Source organism: Bradyrhizobium sp. A11, from assembly GCF_042077125.1.
In the GTDB taxonomy this organism is placed as follows: domain Bacteria; phylum Pseudomonadota; class Alphaproteobacteria; order Rhizobiales; family Xanthobacteraceae; genus Bradyrhizobium; species Bradyrhizobium japonicum_B.
Genome location: NZ_CP149509.1, coordinates 5,091,251 through 5,105,652 on the forward strand (window position 1 = coordinate 5,091,251; position 14,402 = coordinate 5,105,652).

Sequence of the window (14,402 nt, forward strand, 5' to 3'; positions counted from 1 at the left end):
GTTCTACAATATAGAACGTCTTGGGAGGAGAGAATGGGTGAGCCCACGGCTCTGCGCGCAATGCGCTCCGGCGATGCGAACGTTGGAACGTCGCCGACCGGCCGCCTCCGTGACCGCGGCGCCATCGGATCGAGCATCGCCGTCCGCGACGCGGTGAAAACCTACGGCAGCTTCCACGCGGTCGACCGCATCAGCATCGACATCGAGCCGGGCGAATTCATCACGCTGCTCGGCCCCTCCGGCAGCGGAAAGACGACGCTGCTGAACCTCGTGGCGGGCTTCCAGAGCCTCGACAGCGGCGAAATCCTCGTCGACGGCAAGCCTGTCCACAACGTGCCGACGCACAAGCGCGGCTTCGGCATGGTGTTCCAGAGCTACGCGCTGTTTCCGAACATGACGGTCAGCCAGAACGTCGCGTTTCCACTTCGCATGGCCGGTGTCGACCGCGCGACCGCGGAGCGCCGCGTCGCCGAAACGCTGGAGATCATGCGGCTGACAGAGCATGCGGCGAAGTCTCCCTCGCAGATGTCGGGCGGGCAGCAGCAGCGCGTCGCCATCGCCCGCGCGATCGTCCGGAGGCCCAAAGTCGTGCTGATGGACGAACCCCTCAGCGCCCTTGATCGGCGGTTGCGCGAGCAGATCCAGATCGAGATCCGCGACCTTCACCGGACCATCGGCAGCACGATCCTGTTCGTCACCCATGACCAGGGCGAGGCCCTGACGATGAGCGACCGCATCGCGGTGCTCAACGCCGGCAAGATCGTTCAAATCGGCCGCCCGCTGGACATCTATCGGCACCCGATCGACCGGTTCGTCGCCTCGTTTGTCGGCGAGAGCAATCTGATCGAGGCGGAGATCTTGCAGAAGCGCGGATCGACGCTGACGATGAAGAACCGTGCAGGATATGTGTTCAGCGCCGAAAGCCGGGACACGATTGACGTCGGGCGCGCAACGGTGCTCGTGCGCCCGGAACGCATCGCGGTGTCGAACGAGCCGACCGCGAACTCCACGCCCGTCAGCGTCACGTCTGCGATCTTCCTCGGCGAGATCCTGCGGATCGAGGCGCAAATGGAGGGTGGAGATCCGCTCCTGATCCGATGCACCGACATGGCCGACCGACCATTGCCGAACGTCGGGGACCGTCTGCACGTGAGCTGGGGCGCCGCGGACTGCTGGGTGCTTGCATGACCTCGGCATCGATCGCCGCCCAGGCAGACCGTCCCGCGGATCTCGATCTCGTCAGGAGGTTGAAGGATCCGGCGCTGCTGCTCCTGCCTGCGCTCGCTTTTCTCGCCTTCATCTACCTCCTGCCCCTGATCGATCTCATCCGTATCAGCGTGAGCGGGCCGTCTTGGACGTCCTACTTCGAGCGGGTATTCGCGATACCGCTCTATTGGGATTCGCTCGTCCGCACGATGCAGATCTCGGTCACCGTTGCGTGCCTGTGCCTGCTGTTCGGATATCCGACTGCGCTGCTCATTCACCGCAGCCGCGGCATTGCCCAGGCCCTGATCGCGACCGCGATCGTGCTGCCCTATTTCATCGCCATCCTGATCCGGACCTACGCCTGGATGGTCCTGCTCGGCCGCAACGGGCCGGTCAACAAGATGCTGGTTTCGATCGGCATATTGAGCGAGCCCGTGCAGCTTCTGTTCAATCGCGGCACGGTGCTTCTCGGCATGACCGCGGTGCTTCTGCCGCTGATGGTGCTGACAATCTATTCCAGCGTGGCGCGACTTGACCAAAGCCTGACCCGCGCGGCGCTGGCCAGCGGTGCCGGGCCCATCGCGGCGTTCTGGCGCGTGATGCTGCCACTGACCTTGCCCGGCATGGGCGCCGGCTTCCTGCTCGTCTTCGTCGCCGCGATCGGATTCTTCATTACGCCGACCCTGCTCGGCGGACCCGGCGACCAGATGTTTGCCATGCATATCACCCAGCAGGCGGACTCAGTCACCTCGGAGGGCTTCCTGCAGGCCCTGGGCGTGGTGCTGTTGACGATCACATTGGCCGTGGTCGCGGTGGCCGGACGCTTCCTCGGATTCGAATTCATCTGGGGCGGCCGCAAGCTGACGGAGGCTACACCGAGGACGATAGACCGCCACGCCGTCGATGCCGGCCGCCGCAGTCTCGGCGCCTCAGCTGCCGACGTGATCGGTTGGCCGCTTCTGAGGCTGTTCGGGCGGCTGCCGGCGAGCTTCGGGACCTGGACGGTTCGCCTCATGGGCGGACTGGTCATTGCCATTCTCATCCTGCCGATCATCGTGGTGATGATCATTTCCTTCAGCAGCGCAAGCTTTCTGACCTTCCCGCCGCCGGGCTTCTCGTTTCGCTGGTACGAGCAGTTCTTTTCCGATTCGAACTGGATGCGGGCGTTCTGGACGTCCCTGGTGGTCGCGACGATGTCGGCGGGAATCGCGATCGTGCTGGGCGCGTCGGCCGCCCTCGGCATCGTCAGGAGCAGCATTCGCGGCAAATCCACCATCATGCTGCTGCTCGTAAGTCCGATCATCGTGCCTCCGGTCGTGCTCGGCCTGTCGCTCTACAGCCTGTTCCTGCGTTTCGACCTGGTCGGCTCCATCTTCGGCCTTGCCGCGGCGCATGCGATCGGCGGCCTTCCCCTCGTCGTGGTGATCCTCTCCGCATCGCTTCAAGGCGTCGATACCAGGCTCGAACAGGCCGCTGCCGTCCATGGCGCATCGTCCCTGACGGTGTTCCGCCTGGTAACGCTGCCGGCCATCATGCCGGGCCTGGCTGCGGCGACATTCTTCGCCTTCCTGCACTCGTTCGACGAACTGGTGCTGACGCTATTCCTGTCGAGCGCGGAGCTGAAGACGCTCCCCCTCATGCTGTGGGGTGACGTCAATTATCGGCTCAATCCGGTGCTGGCCGTGGTCTCGACGCTGGAGGTGCTGCTGGTGATCGCAGGGCTGACCCTTGCACGACCGGTTCTCGCCACGTCGCGGAAGGCAACGTGACGAGAGATCAAGTTTCAACTGGAGGAAAGAGAAAATGCTGGGAATGAAACGCTTGCAACTATCGGCTTCCGTGCTGGCCTCGGCCCTGTTCGTCGCGATGGGGACGGGTCTGGCTCAAGCGCAGAGCAACGTCGTGATCATGCAGGACCCGGGCGGCGGTTATGGCGATGCATTGCGCAAGGTCATGTACGACCCCTTCGAGAAGGAGACCGGCATCAAGGTGGTCACGGTCCAGGAGGCCCGCAGCGGCCCGCGCATCAAGGCCCAGGCCGAAGCCGGCAAGGCGCAATGGGACCTGACCTTCATCTTCGACCAGGAGACCAAGCTGCTCGGCGATTGCTGCCTGGCCGACATCGACTATTCCAAGCTGTCCGACGCGGCGAAGCAGACGCTGGCGGCAATGCCGGATAATCTGAAGCGCAAGAAGGGCGTGGCACTGCAGGTGATCGGCGTCGGCCTTGTCTACAACAAGGACAAGTACAAGGGCGAGAACGTCCCGACCAGCTGGGCCGATTTCTGGGATGTGAAGAAGTTTCCCGGCCGCCGCTGCATGCCCGCCTGGCCGCGTTTCGTATTCGAAGCGGCGCTGATGGCTGACGGCGTGGAGAAGAGCAAGCTCTACCCGATCGACATGGAGCGGGCGCTGAAGAAGGTCAAGGAGATCAAGCCGCACATCGCCAAATGGTGGACGACATCCGCACAGCCGCCGCAGCTCCTGCTCGATGGCGAGGCCGACATGTGCATGGCCTACACCGGCTCGATGAGCAAGCTCGCCTTGGAGGGCGCGCCGATCGAGCTAACCTTCAACCAGGGCTTCATCTACTACGACTTCTTCTCGATCCCGAAGGGAGCGCCAAACTACGATAACGCGCTGAAGCTGTTGTCCTGGCGGCTTGAGCCCAAGCGCGCGGCGCAGCTCACCTCGACCTTCCCGGTCGCCCTTCCCTCCCAGGTCGTGTTCGAGGCCGCGACCGACAAGAAGCTCGCGCGCTACTGGGCCAACAACCCGGACAACGTCTCCAAGGCGATCGAATGGAGCCCGGATTATTGGGGCGCGGCTTCGCCGGCCGGAAAATCCACCAATGAAGAGTACGGGCAGGAGAAGCTGAACGCCTTGCTGGCGCAATAGGTCGGCTAACCGGCCCCGATCCAAGGATCGGGGCCGGTCCCCACACGCCGGCTGTTGCGGATCGCGCGACCATGCTAGACGATGTGAAAGATCATTCTACTTTGGCTGGTGGATGGATAAGGCTTTTACCAAGGGGCTGCGTCTCCTGGAAGCACTTGCTCTGAGCGAGCAGCCCCGCGGGGTCACGGACCTCGCGAGCGAACTGAAGCTCACCAAGAGCAACGTGCATCGGCTGCTGATGACGTTGCAGTCCCAGGGCTATGTGCGCCAGATCCCCCCGCACAGCACCTACGAGCTCACGACCAAGATCTGGGCGCTCGGCAGCCACGTCATCCACCGGATGGATCTTATCAATGTCGCGCGACCGGCAATGACGAAGCTTGCCGAGATCACCGGCGAAACCATCCATCTGTCCGTGCTCGAGGATACCGACGTCGTCTATGTCGACAAGATCGAGAGCGCTCACCACATCCGCGCCCACACGAGCGTGGGGATGCGCGCACCCGCTTTCACCATGGCGACGGGCAAGGCGATGCTCGCGCATATGCCTGATGACTATCTGGAACGATTCCGCCCGCATCTCAGGCGTTACACGGAAACGACGCGAACGACGATCGAGGAGCTGCGGGAGGACATCGAGCTGGCGCGCGCGCAGGGCTATTCCTCCGTGCTGCACGGCGAGTGGCGCGAGGGCATCGCGGCCTGCGCTTGCGCGATCCTCGGCCGTTCCGGCGAACTCGTCGGAGCGATCGGCATGTCGGGCCCCGACAGCCGCATCAAGCGCAAGCAGATCAAGGAATATTCGGTCCACGTCATGGAAGCAGCCAGAACCATCGGCGCTGCGCTCGGCTATTCCAATAGGCTGGCATACACCACAGCAAGAGGCGATTCTCCGCCTCCGCATCAATCGCGACGCGCACCTTGATCTTGCCTGCCGCGACGTCTGCGGCAGTGCCGACAGAGCCTCCGTACGACCATTGGTGGACGCGCAGCGGCGCTGCGGGAACGATCTATGCAGCGCGCCTCCCTTCGCCGCAAACGGACGGTAAAGTGGGTCAGTCACGTTGCAGATCCTGCGATCGGAGTGGGACCATGCGGAGCCGCCATCATTTCAGTAGGCGCGTGCGAAGTCACCTTCCTGCTTGATGTCGGTGAACGCCGGAAAGCGCGCCTTCCACGGCGTGCCCTTGGCCGTGGTCAGCTCGTTGAGACGTTCAAGCACGCCGAGGCCATCCTTGCGCAGGCTGGCCGAGACCGCCGCACGGTCCGGGAAATTCTTCAGGACGGCGTCGAGCCAGATGGTGCGGCCCGCCAGGAAGCCGCTCGCGCCCGCGGCATAGGAATAGTCGAGCACCCGCTCGAACTTTCCAGGCGCGGCGCCACCTGACAGCAGCACCCAGGGGATGTTTCTGCCGCGGCAGATATCCCCGATCGCATCGAACTCCTTCTGCGCGGCCTTGGCCTCCGCGCTGCCGTCGCGGGCGGGCAGGCTGCCCGCCGCGAGCGGGCTCTCCAGCTTGAGGAGATCGACGCCGTACTCCGGCTTGGCGAATTCGCGCACGCTGTCGATGACGAGGCCGGGCAGCTTGCCCGGCGATTCCACGTAGTCGGCGGTGTGATTGGCACTGCCGAGGAACGGATAGACCAGCAGTTCCAGCACATAGGGGATGTCGTGGCGGGCGCAATCCTCGCCGATCTCGCGCACGAACTTCTTCTGATGCGCGTTCACCGCAGCATCGGCGTCCGGCCGGTACCAGGCCAGCACCTTGACGGCGTCGCCGCCCATGGCGCGGATCTTCTCCACGCTCCAGTTGGTGATCGCACGCGACTTGCGGCCGCCCGCGGTCTCCTCGACCCGGTGCTCCTCCAGCGTCATGATCAGGCCGCAGCGCGGCGGCAGCAGATCGATCGCGGCGGGCACCGCGAAATTCGGGTCGAACAGCATGGAGCTGCAATGCGGCGCGAGGTTCTCCACCAGAAGGCGCTTGGCCGCCGTGACGTCGGAATACTCGACCTGCTCCCGCGCAATGCCTTTGGCCTTGGCGATGGCATCGAACAGTGGCGGCCGCTGATCCAGCGCGACCATGCGAAAGTGGCCATCCGCGTCAGCAAGCCGTGCCAGACCGCGGCTCTTTCCAATCATTCTCATGGTTTCGTCCTCATGAATGCAAGACACTCGTTGATATCGGGGATTCCGTTGCGGCCGCCGGCGTGGCGGCATTTCATCGCGGCTGTCGCCGCCGAAAACGCCATGGCGGCCCGCACCTCGAGGCCGGCGCCGATCGCCAGCGCATAGGCGCCATGGAAGACGTCGCCCGCGCCCGTGGTGTCGACGACGTCGACGGCATAGGCGGCCTGCCGGTGCAACCGGCCGTTCCCGTACCAGCTCACGCCGCCCTCGCCGCGGGTGACGGCAAGGACACGGCAGCCGAAGCGCGCAAGCGCAGCAAGGCTCTCATCCTGGGCCGAGCCGGCAAAGGCTGTAAGCGCGGGCTCGGAGAAGATGGCGTGATCGGTCAGCGGCAGCAGCCGCTCGAAGACATCAGGCTCGGCCATGTCACCATCAAGCACCGTCGGAATGCCGCGCGAGCGCGCTTCCCTGAACAGCGTCGCTGCGCCCTCGACCCAGCGCGGATCAGCCAGCACGGATGAGGCGCGCGCAACGATTTCGACTGGAAGCCAGTCGGCGGACTCGGGATAGAGGCCGCGGAAATTCACGATCTGCCGCTCACCGGAGCTGTCGACGATGATCCCGGAGACGGAAGAGCGGCCATCGGGAAACAATCGGAAGTTCTCGACATCGACGCCCTCGGCGGCAAACGCCGCCTTCATCTCGTGACCAGCGGCATCGTTACCTGCCCGCCCCCAGAACGCGACGGACGCGCCGAGCCTTGCCACCGCAACCGATGCGTTGGCCGCCATGCCGCCGCCGAGCGTGCCGTACGCGAGTGCCCTGATCTTCTCGCTTCCGCCCGCGAACGGCCGGTCGACGCGCCAGACCTGGTCGAGCGCGGACAGGCCGAGACAGATCACGTGCACGGGCCTTGCCTTGGACGCGACGTCCGCCAGCGCCGAGAGATCGCCGATGCCGACCGACGCGCTCACCGCAGGAGCTCTCCGTTGCCGGCATCGAACAGATGCGTCTTGCCCGGCTGCGGGCGCAGGTTGATGCGATCGCCGACTTTCGGCCGCAGCGCCGGATCGACCCGCGCAATCGCCGAACCGCCGGCGAGATCGAAGTGGATCAGCGTATCCGAGCCGAGCGGCTCGACCAGCTTGACGTTGATCGCGACGCCATCGGCGGAATCTGGAGCCACCGCGAAATGTTCGGGACGAATGCCGAGCACGGCGCTGCCGGCATTGCTCAGGCGGGCTGCGGTCGCGCCGTCCAGAGGCACCACCGTCCCGCCTTGCGAGAGAATCGCACGGTCCTGCCGCCACTCGACCGGGAAGAAGTTCATTGCGGGCGAGCCGATAAAGCCGGCGACAAACTGGTTGGCCGGGCGCTCGTAGACCGTCTCCGGCGTGTCGTATTGCTGGATCGTGCCGCTCTGGAGCACCACGATCCGGTCGGCCATGGTCATGGCCTCGATCTGATCATGGGTGACGAAGACCATGGTGGTCTTGAGTTCCTGCGACAACGCCTTGATCTCGGCCCGCACCTGCCCGCGCAGCTTGGCATCAAGGTTGGACAGCGGCTCGTCGAACAGAAAGGCCTTGGGATTGCGCACGATGGCGCGGCCCATGGCGACGCGCTGGCGCTGTCCGCCAGAGAGCTCCTTCGGCTTGCGATCGAGATAGGGCTCGATGTGCAGCAGCGCGGCGGCGCGCCTCACGCGGGCGTCGATCTCGGCCTTCGGCACGCCCCGCAGCTCCAGCGCGAACGACATGTTGTCGTAGACCTTCATGTGCGGATAGAGCGCGTAATCCTGGAACACCATCGCGATGTCGCGTTGCGCGGCCTGCACGCCGTTGACGCGCTTGTCGCCGATATAGAGCTCTCCCGACGAGATCGGCTCGAGCCCGGCGATGATCCGCAGCAAGGTCGACTTGCCGCAGCCGGACGGGCCGACGAAGACGACGAATTCGTGGTCCGCGATCTCCAAATTGAGATCGGGGATCACGGTGAAGTTGCCGTAGCGTTTGGTGAGGTTGCGGATCGAGATCGAGGCCATGATCGCTCAGTCCAGCGCCAGCACAGGCTTGATCAGTTCGCCCTTGGCGAAGCGGGCGAAATTTTCAGGGAGCGCCGTGAGATCAAACTCGCCGTCGACCAGGACGCGGTATTCGTCCTTGTACTTGCGCAGCAGCTCGACATTCGGCTCGAAGTCCGAGACCGGAAAATAGAAGGTGCGGATCATGTAGAAATCCTTGCGGCGGAACACCTTGCCTTCCTCGATGGTCCAAGGCGCGGCATTTTCACCGACCAGCACCAGGGCGCCACGTGGCAGCACGAGCTCGATGCCGAGGTTGCGCGCCGCATGCGCGCCGGAGCATTCCATGATGAGGGCAAAGCGCTTCGAGGTATCGCCGACCGGGTGCGCCTTCGCACCGAAAGATTGCGCGATGCGGAGGCGCGCGGCGTTGGGGTCGGCGACATAGACGTCGTCGTAGCCGAGCGCACGGAGCGCCAGCACGACGCCGAGGCCGACGGGTCCTGCTCCCATCACGAGAACGGGTCCAGCTTCGCCTGGCGGCACGACGCGGCTGACGAAGCGCACGGCGTGCCCCGACGTGCCGATAGTGTCGAGCAGCAGTGGCGCGAGGCTGTCCTCGATATCATCAGGCACCGGCAGCAGGCAGTTCTCCGGCACGGGCACGTATTCGGCATAGCCGCCCGGCCGGTTCCAGCCGATCAGGCTGGAGACTTCCAGGCACATCTGGGTGTCGCCACGTTTGCAGGCGGCGCAATGGCCGCAGTGCAGGGGGATGTAGACGGCGCAGCGCCGGCCGTGCAGCCTGTGACCGGGCTGCTCGACCACGCCGAAGATCTCATGGCCTGCGGTGAACTCGGCGCCCTTGTGCCAGAGCTTGAAGTCCGAGCCACACAGCGCGGTGCGCGAGACGCGCACCAGCACCTCGCCCGCGCCGACATCAGGCATCGCCACGCGCTCGATGGTGATGCGATCGTTGCCGTGGAAGACCGCGGCCTGCATGATCGAATTGGGACGGGGCGATACATTCATCAGAGGTCTAGCCTTTCACCGCGCCGAGCGTCAGTCCGGACACCAGCCAGCGCTGAACCAGGGCGGCCAACACCAGCGGCGGCAATGCGATCAGCGTCGCCGCGGCCATGAGGGCGCCCCATTGCGTCGAGCCTTCGCCGATGAAGTTGAAGGCCGCCGCGATCAGCGTCTTGGTGTCGCCATTGGAGAGCACCAGCGCAAACAAGAAGTAGTTCCACGAGAACACGAAGGCGAGGATCGCCGCGACCGCAATCCCTGACGCCACCAGCGGCATCGCGATGCGCCAGAGGATGCGCGTGACGCTGCAACCATCTACTTGCGCGGCTTCGAAGACGCTGCGCGGAATGGCGTCGAAGGACGGCAGCAGCACCCAGATCACGATCGGCAGCGTGATCACGGCATGGCTGAGGATCAGCGCGGTGTAGGAGCCGATCATGCCGACCTGCCGGAACATCACGTACCACGGCAGCAGGAACAGCGTGCCCGGCGCCATGCGCGCGGCGAGCGTGAGAATTGCCGGCCACGTGATCCGCGTCCATGACACGGCGAAGGCGGCCGGAATGCCGAACAGCAGCCCCAGCGCGGTCGAGCCGACGGTGACGATGAGGCTGTTGAGCGCGTAGCTCAGGAACGGCGTGGTCCTGGTCAGCTCGACGTAATTCTCCAGCGTCGGCGAGAAGAGCAGCGTCGGCGGATAGGCGGTGACCTCGAAGGACGGCTTGAACGAGGACAGCACCATCCACACCGTCGGCGCCATGATCAGCGCACCGGCCAGCACGAGCTGCACCGTGTTGAGCCATCGGATCAAGCGATCGGTATTGGCGGCATCGGTCATGGCATCACCAGGCGACTGCGCCGCGCAGGCGGTTGAAGGCGAGCACGGCGCCGAACACGATCGCCGTCAACGTCAGCATCAGGGCGCTGGCATAGCCGATGTTGAAGAACTCGAAGCCGACCCGGAAGCCGTAGATGTTGAGCGTGTTCGAGGCGTTGCCCGGACCGCCCTGCGTGGTGATGTAGATGATGTCGAAGAAGCGCAGGAGATCGACACTGCGCAGGATCGCCGCGGTGACGATGGTCGGCAGCAGCAAAGGCAGCGTGATGCGCTGGAAGGTCTTGAACGGGGACGCGCCATCGATCTGGGCGGCCTCGTAGACGCTCGGCGGCAGCGACTGCAGACCGCCCAGCACGATCAACGCGACATAGGGGGTCCATTGCCAGCTGTCGATCAGCGCCACGGTCGGAATGACCCATCTCGGCGAAGCCAGCCAGTCCGACGGCGGCAGGCCGAACGATTGCAGGATGTAGTTCGCCGCCCCCAGCGACGGATCGAGGATCACCAACCACATCATGCCGGCGACCACGGGCGGCATCATGAAGGGCGAGATGAACAGCGAGCGGACGATGCCCGGCAGGCGCCTGGCGTGGAACAGCACCAGCGCCAGCCAGACGCCGAAGACGAGCTGCAGCATCAGCGACAGCACATAGAGCGCGATCGTGACCCACAGCCCGTGCCAGAATTCGACGTCGGAGATCAGCTTGGAATAATTGGCAAGACCCGCGAAAGATTGCTTGCCGGTGGAAGAAAAGGTCTGGAAGCCGAGCCAGATCGTATAAACGACCGGAAACGCGATCATCGCGACCGTGAACATCACGGCCGGCGCCGAGAGCGCCGCCATCTCCAGCTTCTGCCGGTCCTGCGTGAGTGGCGCAGCCGTATCAGACATGCGTTCCTGTCCTTCGATCGAATGAGGTGCCGGCAGGCAGCGAGCCGGCCGGCACCGGGCGGTCAGTTCAGCGCGATCAGCGCGTCCAGCCCCTTGTCGGCATCCGCGCAGGCCTGGTCGATCGGCTTTTGCTTCAGGATCAGATCCTGCACGGCCTGGCCGATGAACTCGCGCGATTGCGGATTGGCGACGATGGGATAACCGACTTCGGACGTACCCTTGGTGGCGAGCACGTCGAGCGCGGCCTGCCATTCCTTGCGGACCGGCTCCTCGTCGATCCACTTGCGATATTCCGGGTCCTTGGCGACCGACGGGCGCGGCGGGGCGATGCCCTGCAGCGCCATCTTCTTCTGCACCTCGGGGCTGGTCGCCCACTGCACGAAATACCAGGCCGCATCGGGCTGCTTGCTGTGCGAGGACACCGCCATGCCCCAGCCGATCGTCGTCGGCACCTGGCCGGCCTCACCCGCCGGGAATGGCATCAGACCGGTGTCCTTCAGGCGCGCGCCGCCCTCCATGACCGTGCGGAGCTCGTTCGACGACTCGAACGCCATCGCGGCGCGGCCGCTGCGATACAATGCGGAGATCTGCTGGAAGCTGTAATTGACCACGCCGGGCGGGCCGAAATCGCGCAGCAGCCGGCTATAGGTGTCGAGCGCCTCCTTGCCCTTGGCCGAGCAGAGATTCGACTTGCCATTGGCGATGTACGTGCCGCCGATATTGTGCAGCATGTTGCTGAAGGTGTAGGCGACCGCGGGCTTGAGGCCACGCGAGACGAACGGCGTCACCGTGCTGTCGCAAACCTTGATCTTCTCGGCGGCAGCCTCGACGTCCCTGATGGTCTTCGGCGCCTCGAGCCCGCACTTCTTGAAGATGTCGGTGCGGTAATAGAAGATCGGACCTTCGATATTCATCGGCATGCTGGTAAGCTTGCCGTTGAATGTCGCGGCTTTCAGCAGGGCCTGGCTCAGCCCCGCGGGATCGTACTCCTTGGCGACCTGGTCCTTGGCCATCGCCGTCAGATCGCCGTACCAGCCGGCCGCGGCGAACTGCTCGCCCTCGCGCGAGGGCAGCGTCATGAACACGTCGACCTCGTCGCTGTTCGCATTCATCACGGTGACCAGACGCTGGCGCATCTGCTGTTCCTGATAACCGTCGACCCTCAGGGTCATGCCGGTCAACTTCTCGAAATCAGCCTTGTAGGTCAGCAGCGCCTGTGAGACCGGGTTGTTGTTGGCGAGAAAGGTGACCGTCTTGCCCTTGAACTTCATCCAGTCGAAATCGGCGGCATGGGCCTGCCCGCTGACGGCTATTAGGAGAACGGGCAGCGCGACATGCGTCGCGAGCATCCTGGCCTTCATCGAACTCTCCTCCCGGCTGGCTGCCTTGTGTCGGCAAGCCTTCTTGAACGCATCCTGATTAAACAGGCTTTGAAAACGGTTACAATCTAGCTCTGATATCTGCAGTGTCAAGCGATGGACACGCATTACAATTTGCAGCAAAAATAGGTTGATTCAGTCACTTCACGTCTCGCTGTCCGCGATGTAACGTTACATTCCATGAGATTGACCAGCGCCAAATCAGTGAAACAGGGCATCCGAGCCGTGGCAGCGCGCGCCGGCGTGTCGACGGCCTCGGTGTCGCGCGCCCTCAACAATCCCAACGCGGTGAGCCCTTCCCTGCGTGCGCGGATCGAGCAGGCCATCGAGGCACTCGGCTATATTCCGCATGCGCCCGCGCGCATCCTCTCGTCGCGGCGTTCGCGCACGCTCGGCGCAATCGTGCCGACCATCGACAATACGATGTTCGCGCGCGGCATCGCCTCGCTGCAGCAATATCTGTCGTCGGTCGGATACATGCTGTTCCTCACCACGAGCGGCTACGATCTCGACGTCGAATTGCAGCAGGCGCGCAACCTGATCAGCCGCGGCGTCGACGGCCTCGTGCTGCGCGGCGACTGCCATCACGACGGCTTGCGAAAACTGCTCGCGGACAATGCGGTGCCATTTATCAACGTCGGCATCTACCAGCCTGACAGGCCCTACCCTTGCGTCGGCACCGACAACGAGGCGGCCGCCCACCGCGCGGCTGCGCATGTGATCGAGCTCGGTCACCGCCGCATCGGGATCGTCTCGGCGCTCCAGCGCAACAACGACCGTGCCAGCGCCCGCGTCGCCGGCTTTCGCCGCGCCCTGAGCGAAAGCGGCATCGAGCTTCCTCCGCAATGGCATGTCGAGGTGCCCTACACGCTGGACGACGCGCGCGAGGCGGCCCGCTATCTCCTCAATCTCAAGGACCGCCCGACGGCGGTGGTGTGCGGCAACGACGTCATCGCCTATGGCGTGCTGCTCGAGGCGGAGCGCGACGGATTCTCCGTGCCACGCGATCTGTCGGTGGTCGGCTTCGACGATCTCGACTGGAGCCGGCATTTGCGGCCGAGTCTGACTACGATCCACGTTCCAACAGGCGAAACCTGGCAACGCGCCGGCGAATACCTCGTACGTAGCCTTGCCGGCGAGCAGACCATCATGCACCGCGAGATCGACTTCTCGCTGGTGGTTCGCGAATCCACGGCGCCGCCTCCGAAATCGCTGAAGTGAGACCCTCTCGATGAGTTCGAACTTTTCTCTCGCGCCCGGGTTTCATGCCGTCGTGATCGGCGGCGCCGGCGACATTGGTGCGGCGATCAGCAACCAGTTCTGCGATCTCGGCGCGACGGTGACGGCAACGGGCGCCAATGACGCGGATCTCGCCCGCACTCTGCTCAAGCCACGCGCGGGTCTCACGCTCGCCACGCTCGATGTCACCGATGATGCGGCCGTCGCCGCCTTCGCCCGGCAGCACAAGCGCGTGGACGCACTGGTGAATTGCGCCGGCATCCTGGCGCGCGACAAGGAATTCGAGATCGAGACCTTCATGAAGGTGATCGACATCAATCTCACCGGCACGTTCCGGACCTGCATGGCGTTCCATCCGTTGCTCGCGCAGCAGAAGGGCTCGATCGTCAACATCGCCTCGATGAACGCGACGCTGGCGCTGCCGCGGATCCCGGCCTATTGCGCAAGCAAGGGCGGCGTCGTGATGCTGACAAAGGCACTGGCCCTGAAATGGGCCGAGGACGGCATCCGCGTCAACGCAGTTGCACCAGGCTATATCGAAACTGCGATCAACGCGGCCGGCCGCACCGATCCGGTGCACTATCAGCGCATCGCCGACCGCACTGCGTTCAAGCGCTGGGGACAACCGGAAGATATCGCCGGCGCGGTTGCTTTCCTTTGCATGCCGGCCTCGCAATACGCGACCGGCACGGTCGTGTCAGTTGACGGAGGTTTCCTGGCGGGATGATGGATCCGAAGCGTCAGCGGTCTTGAGGACTTCGCATTCA

13 protein-coding genes are annotated in these 14,402 nt (G+C 64.4%); 6 read left to right on the forward strand and 7 right to left on the reverse strand.

The genetic code is table 11. The features are described from left to right. Nucleotides 1-33 precede the first annotated feature (33 nt). From WI560_RS24030 to WI560_RS24045, 4 genes are all read left to right on the forward strand, one after another. On the forward strand, nt 34-1,188 hold the full coding sequence (locus tag WI560_RS24030; RefSeq protein WP_375305152.1) for an ABC transporter ATP-binding protein: 1,155 nt from the start codon (nt 34-36) through the stop codon (nt 1,186-1,188). Then, nucleotides 1,185-2,975 (forward strand): ABC transporter permease subunit, encoded by a 1,791-nt coding sequence (locus WI560_RS24035; protein WP_375305153.1) that lies wholly within the window; start codon nt 1,185-1,187, stop codon nt 2,973-2,975. Before WI560_RS24030 ends, WI560_RS24035 begins: the two co-directional genes overlap by 4 nt. 43 nt (nt 2,976-3,018) lie before the next feature. Next, nucleotides 3,019-4,104 (forward strand): extracellular solute-binding protein, encoded by a 1,086-nt coding sequence (locus WI560_RS24040; RefSeq protein ID WP_375305154.1) that lies wholly within the window; start codon nt 3,019-3,021, stop codon nt 4,102-4,104. Between the two features lie 112 nt (nt 4,105-4,216). Continuing rightward, a complete protein-coding gene (locus WI560_RS24045; protein ID WP_028137862.1) occupies nt 4,217-5,029 on the forward strand; it encodes an IclR family transcriptional regulator in 813 nt (270 codons plus the stop codon). Between the two features lie 186 nt (nt 5,030-5,215). Here the strand turns inward: WI560_RS24045 and WI560_RS24050 are convergent, their stop codons facing one another. From WI560_RS24050 to WI560_RS24080, 7 genes are all read right to left on the reverse strand, one after another. Further along, on the reverse strand, nt 5,216-6,253 hold the full coding sequence (locus WI560_RS24050; RefSeq protein ID WP_375305155.1) for a tagatose 1,6-diphosphate aldolase: 1,038 nt from the start codon (nt 6,251-6,253) through the stop codon (nt 5,216-5,218). Further along, nucleotides 6,250-7,209 carry a sugar kinase gene (locus tag WI560_RS24055; protein WP_375305156.1) on the reverse strand — a complete coding sequence of 320 codons (960 nt, stop codon included), beginning with the start codon at nt 7,207-7,209 and terminating at the stop codon, nt 6,250-6,252. Before WI560_RS24055 ends, WI560_RS24050 begins: the two co-directional genes overlap by 4 nt. Next, nucleotides 7,206-8,279 carry an ABC transporter ATP-binding protein gene (locus WI560_RS24060; RefSeq protein WP_375305157.1) on the reverse strand — a complete coding sequence of 358 codons (1,074 nt, stop codon included), beginning with the start codon at nt 8,277-8,279 and terminating at the stop codon, nt 7,206-7,208. Before WI560_RS24060 ends, WI560_RS24055 begins: the two co-directional genes overlap by 4 nt. 6 nt (nt 8,280-8,285) lie before the next feature. Then, nucleotides 8,286-9,290 carry a zinc-binding dehydrogenase gene (locus WI560_RS24065; RefSeq protein ID WP_375305158.1) on the reverse strand — a complete coding sequence of 335 codons (1,005 nt, stop codon included), beginning with the start codon at nt 9,288-9,290 and terminating at the stop codon, nt 8,286-8,288. Nucleotides 9,291-9,297: 7 nt separating this feature from the next. Next, nucleotides 9,298-10,125, reverse strand: a complete 828-nt coding sequence (locus WI560_RS24070) for a carbohydrate ABC transporter permease (protein ID WP_375305159.1) — start codon at nt 10,123-10,125, stop codon at nt 9,298-9,300. Between the two features lie 4 nt (nt 10,126-10,129). Then, nucleotides 10,130-11,017 carry a carbohydrate ABC transporter permease gene (locus WI560_RS24075; protein ID WP_375305160.1) on the reverse strand — a complete coding sequence of 296 codons (888 nt, stop codon included), beginning with the start codon at nt 11,015-11,017 and terminating at the stop codon, nt 10,130-10,132. A gap of 62 nt (nt 11,018-11,079) precedes the next feature. Next, nucleotides 11,080-12,378 (reverse strand): ABC transporter substrate-binding protein, encoded by a 1,299-nt coding sequence (locus WI560_RS24080; protein ID WP_375305161.1) that lies wholly within the window; start codon nt 12,376-12,378, stop codon nt 11,080-11,082. A 198-nt stretch (nt 12,379-12,576) separates the two neighbouring features. Between WI560_RS24080 and WI560_RS24085 the strand changes: the two genes are divergently transcribed. Together WI560_RS24085 and WI560_RS24090 are read left to right on the forward strand one after the other, a co-directional pair. Continuing rightward, nucleotides 12,577-13,617 (forward strand): LacI family DNA-binding transcriptional regulator, encoded by a 1,041-nt coding sequence (locus WI560_RS24085; protein ID WP_375305162.1) that lies wholly within the window; start codon nt 12,577-12,579, stop codon nt 13,615-13,617. 10 nt (nt 13,618-13,627) lie between these two features. After that, entirely contained in the window at nt 13,628-14,362 is a 735-nt protein-coding gene (locus tag WI560_RS24090; RefSeq protein WP_375305163.1) for an SDR family NAD(P)-dependent oxidoreductase, read from the forward strand. Nucleotides 14,363-14,402: the final 40 nt, after the last annotated feature.

Excerpts from the sequence above, each read along its gene's own strand:
- WI560_RS24030 (WP_375305152.1), top strand. The coding sequence starts at position 34 with ATGGGTGAGCCCACGGCTCTGCGCGCAATGCGCTCCGGCGATGCGAAC.
- WI560_RS24035 (WP_375305153.1), top strand. The coding sequence starts at position 1,185 with ATGACCTCGGCATCGATCGCCGCCCAGGCAGACCGTCCCGCGGATCTC.
- WI560_RS24040 (WP_375305154.1), top strand. The coding sequence starts at position 3,019 with ATGAAACGCTTGCAACTATCGGCTTCCGTGCTGGCCTCGGCCCTGTTC.
- WI560_RS24045 (WP_028137862.1), top strand. The coding sequence starts at position 4,217 with ATGGATAAGGCTTTTACCAAGGGGCTGCGTCTCCTGGAAGCACTTGCT.
- WI560_RS24050 (WP_375305155.1), bottom strand. The coding sequence starts at position 6,253 with ATGAGAATGATTGGAAAGAGCCGCGGTCTGGCACGGCTTGCTGACGCG.
- WI560_RS24060 (WP_375305157.1), bottom strand. The coding sequence starts at position 8,279 with ATGGCCTCGATCTCGATCCGCAACCTCACCAAACGCTACGGCAACTTC.
- WI560_RS24065 (WP_375305158.1), bottom strand. The coding sequence starts at position 9,290 with ATGAATGTATCGCCCCGTCCCAATTCGATCATGCAGGCCGCGGTCTTC.
- WI560_RS24070 (WP_375305159.1), bottom strand. The coding sequence starts at position 10,125 with ATGACCGATGCCGCCAATACCGATCGCTTGATCCGATGGCTCAACACG.
- WI560_RS24075 (WP_375305160.1), bottom strand. The coding sequence starts at position 11,017 with ATGTCTGATACGGCTGCGCCACTCACGCAGGACCGGCAGAAGCTGGAG.
- WI560_RS24080 (WP_375305161.1), bottom strand. The coding sequence starts at position 12,378 with ATGAAGGCCAGGATGCTCGCGACGCATGTCGCGCTGCCCGTTCTCCTA.
- WI560_RS24085 (WP_375305162.1), top strand. The coding sequence starts at position 12,577 with ATGAGATTGACCAGCGCCAAATCAGTGAAACAGGGCATCCGAGCCGTG.
- WI560_RS24090 (WP_375305163.1), top strand. The coding sequence starts at position 13,628 with ATGAGTTCGAACTTTTCTCTCGCGCCCGGGTTTCATGCCGTCGTGATC.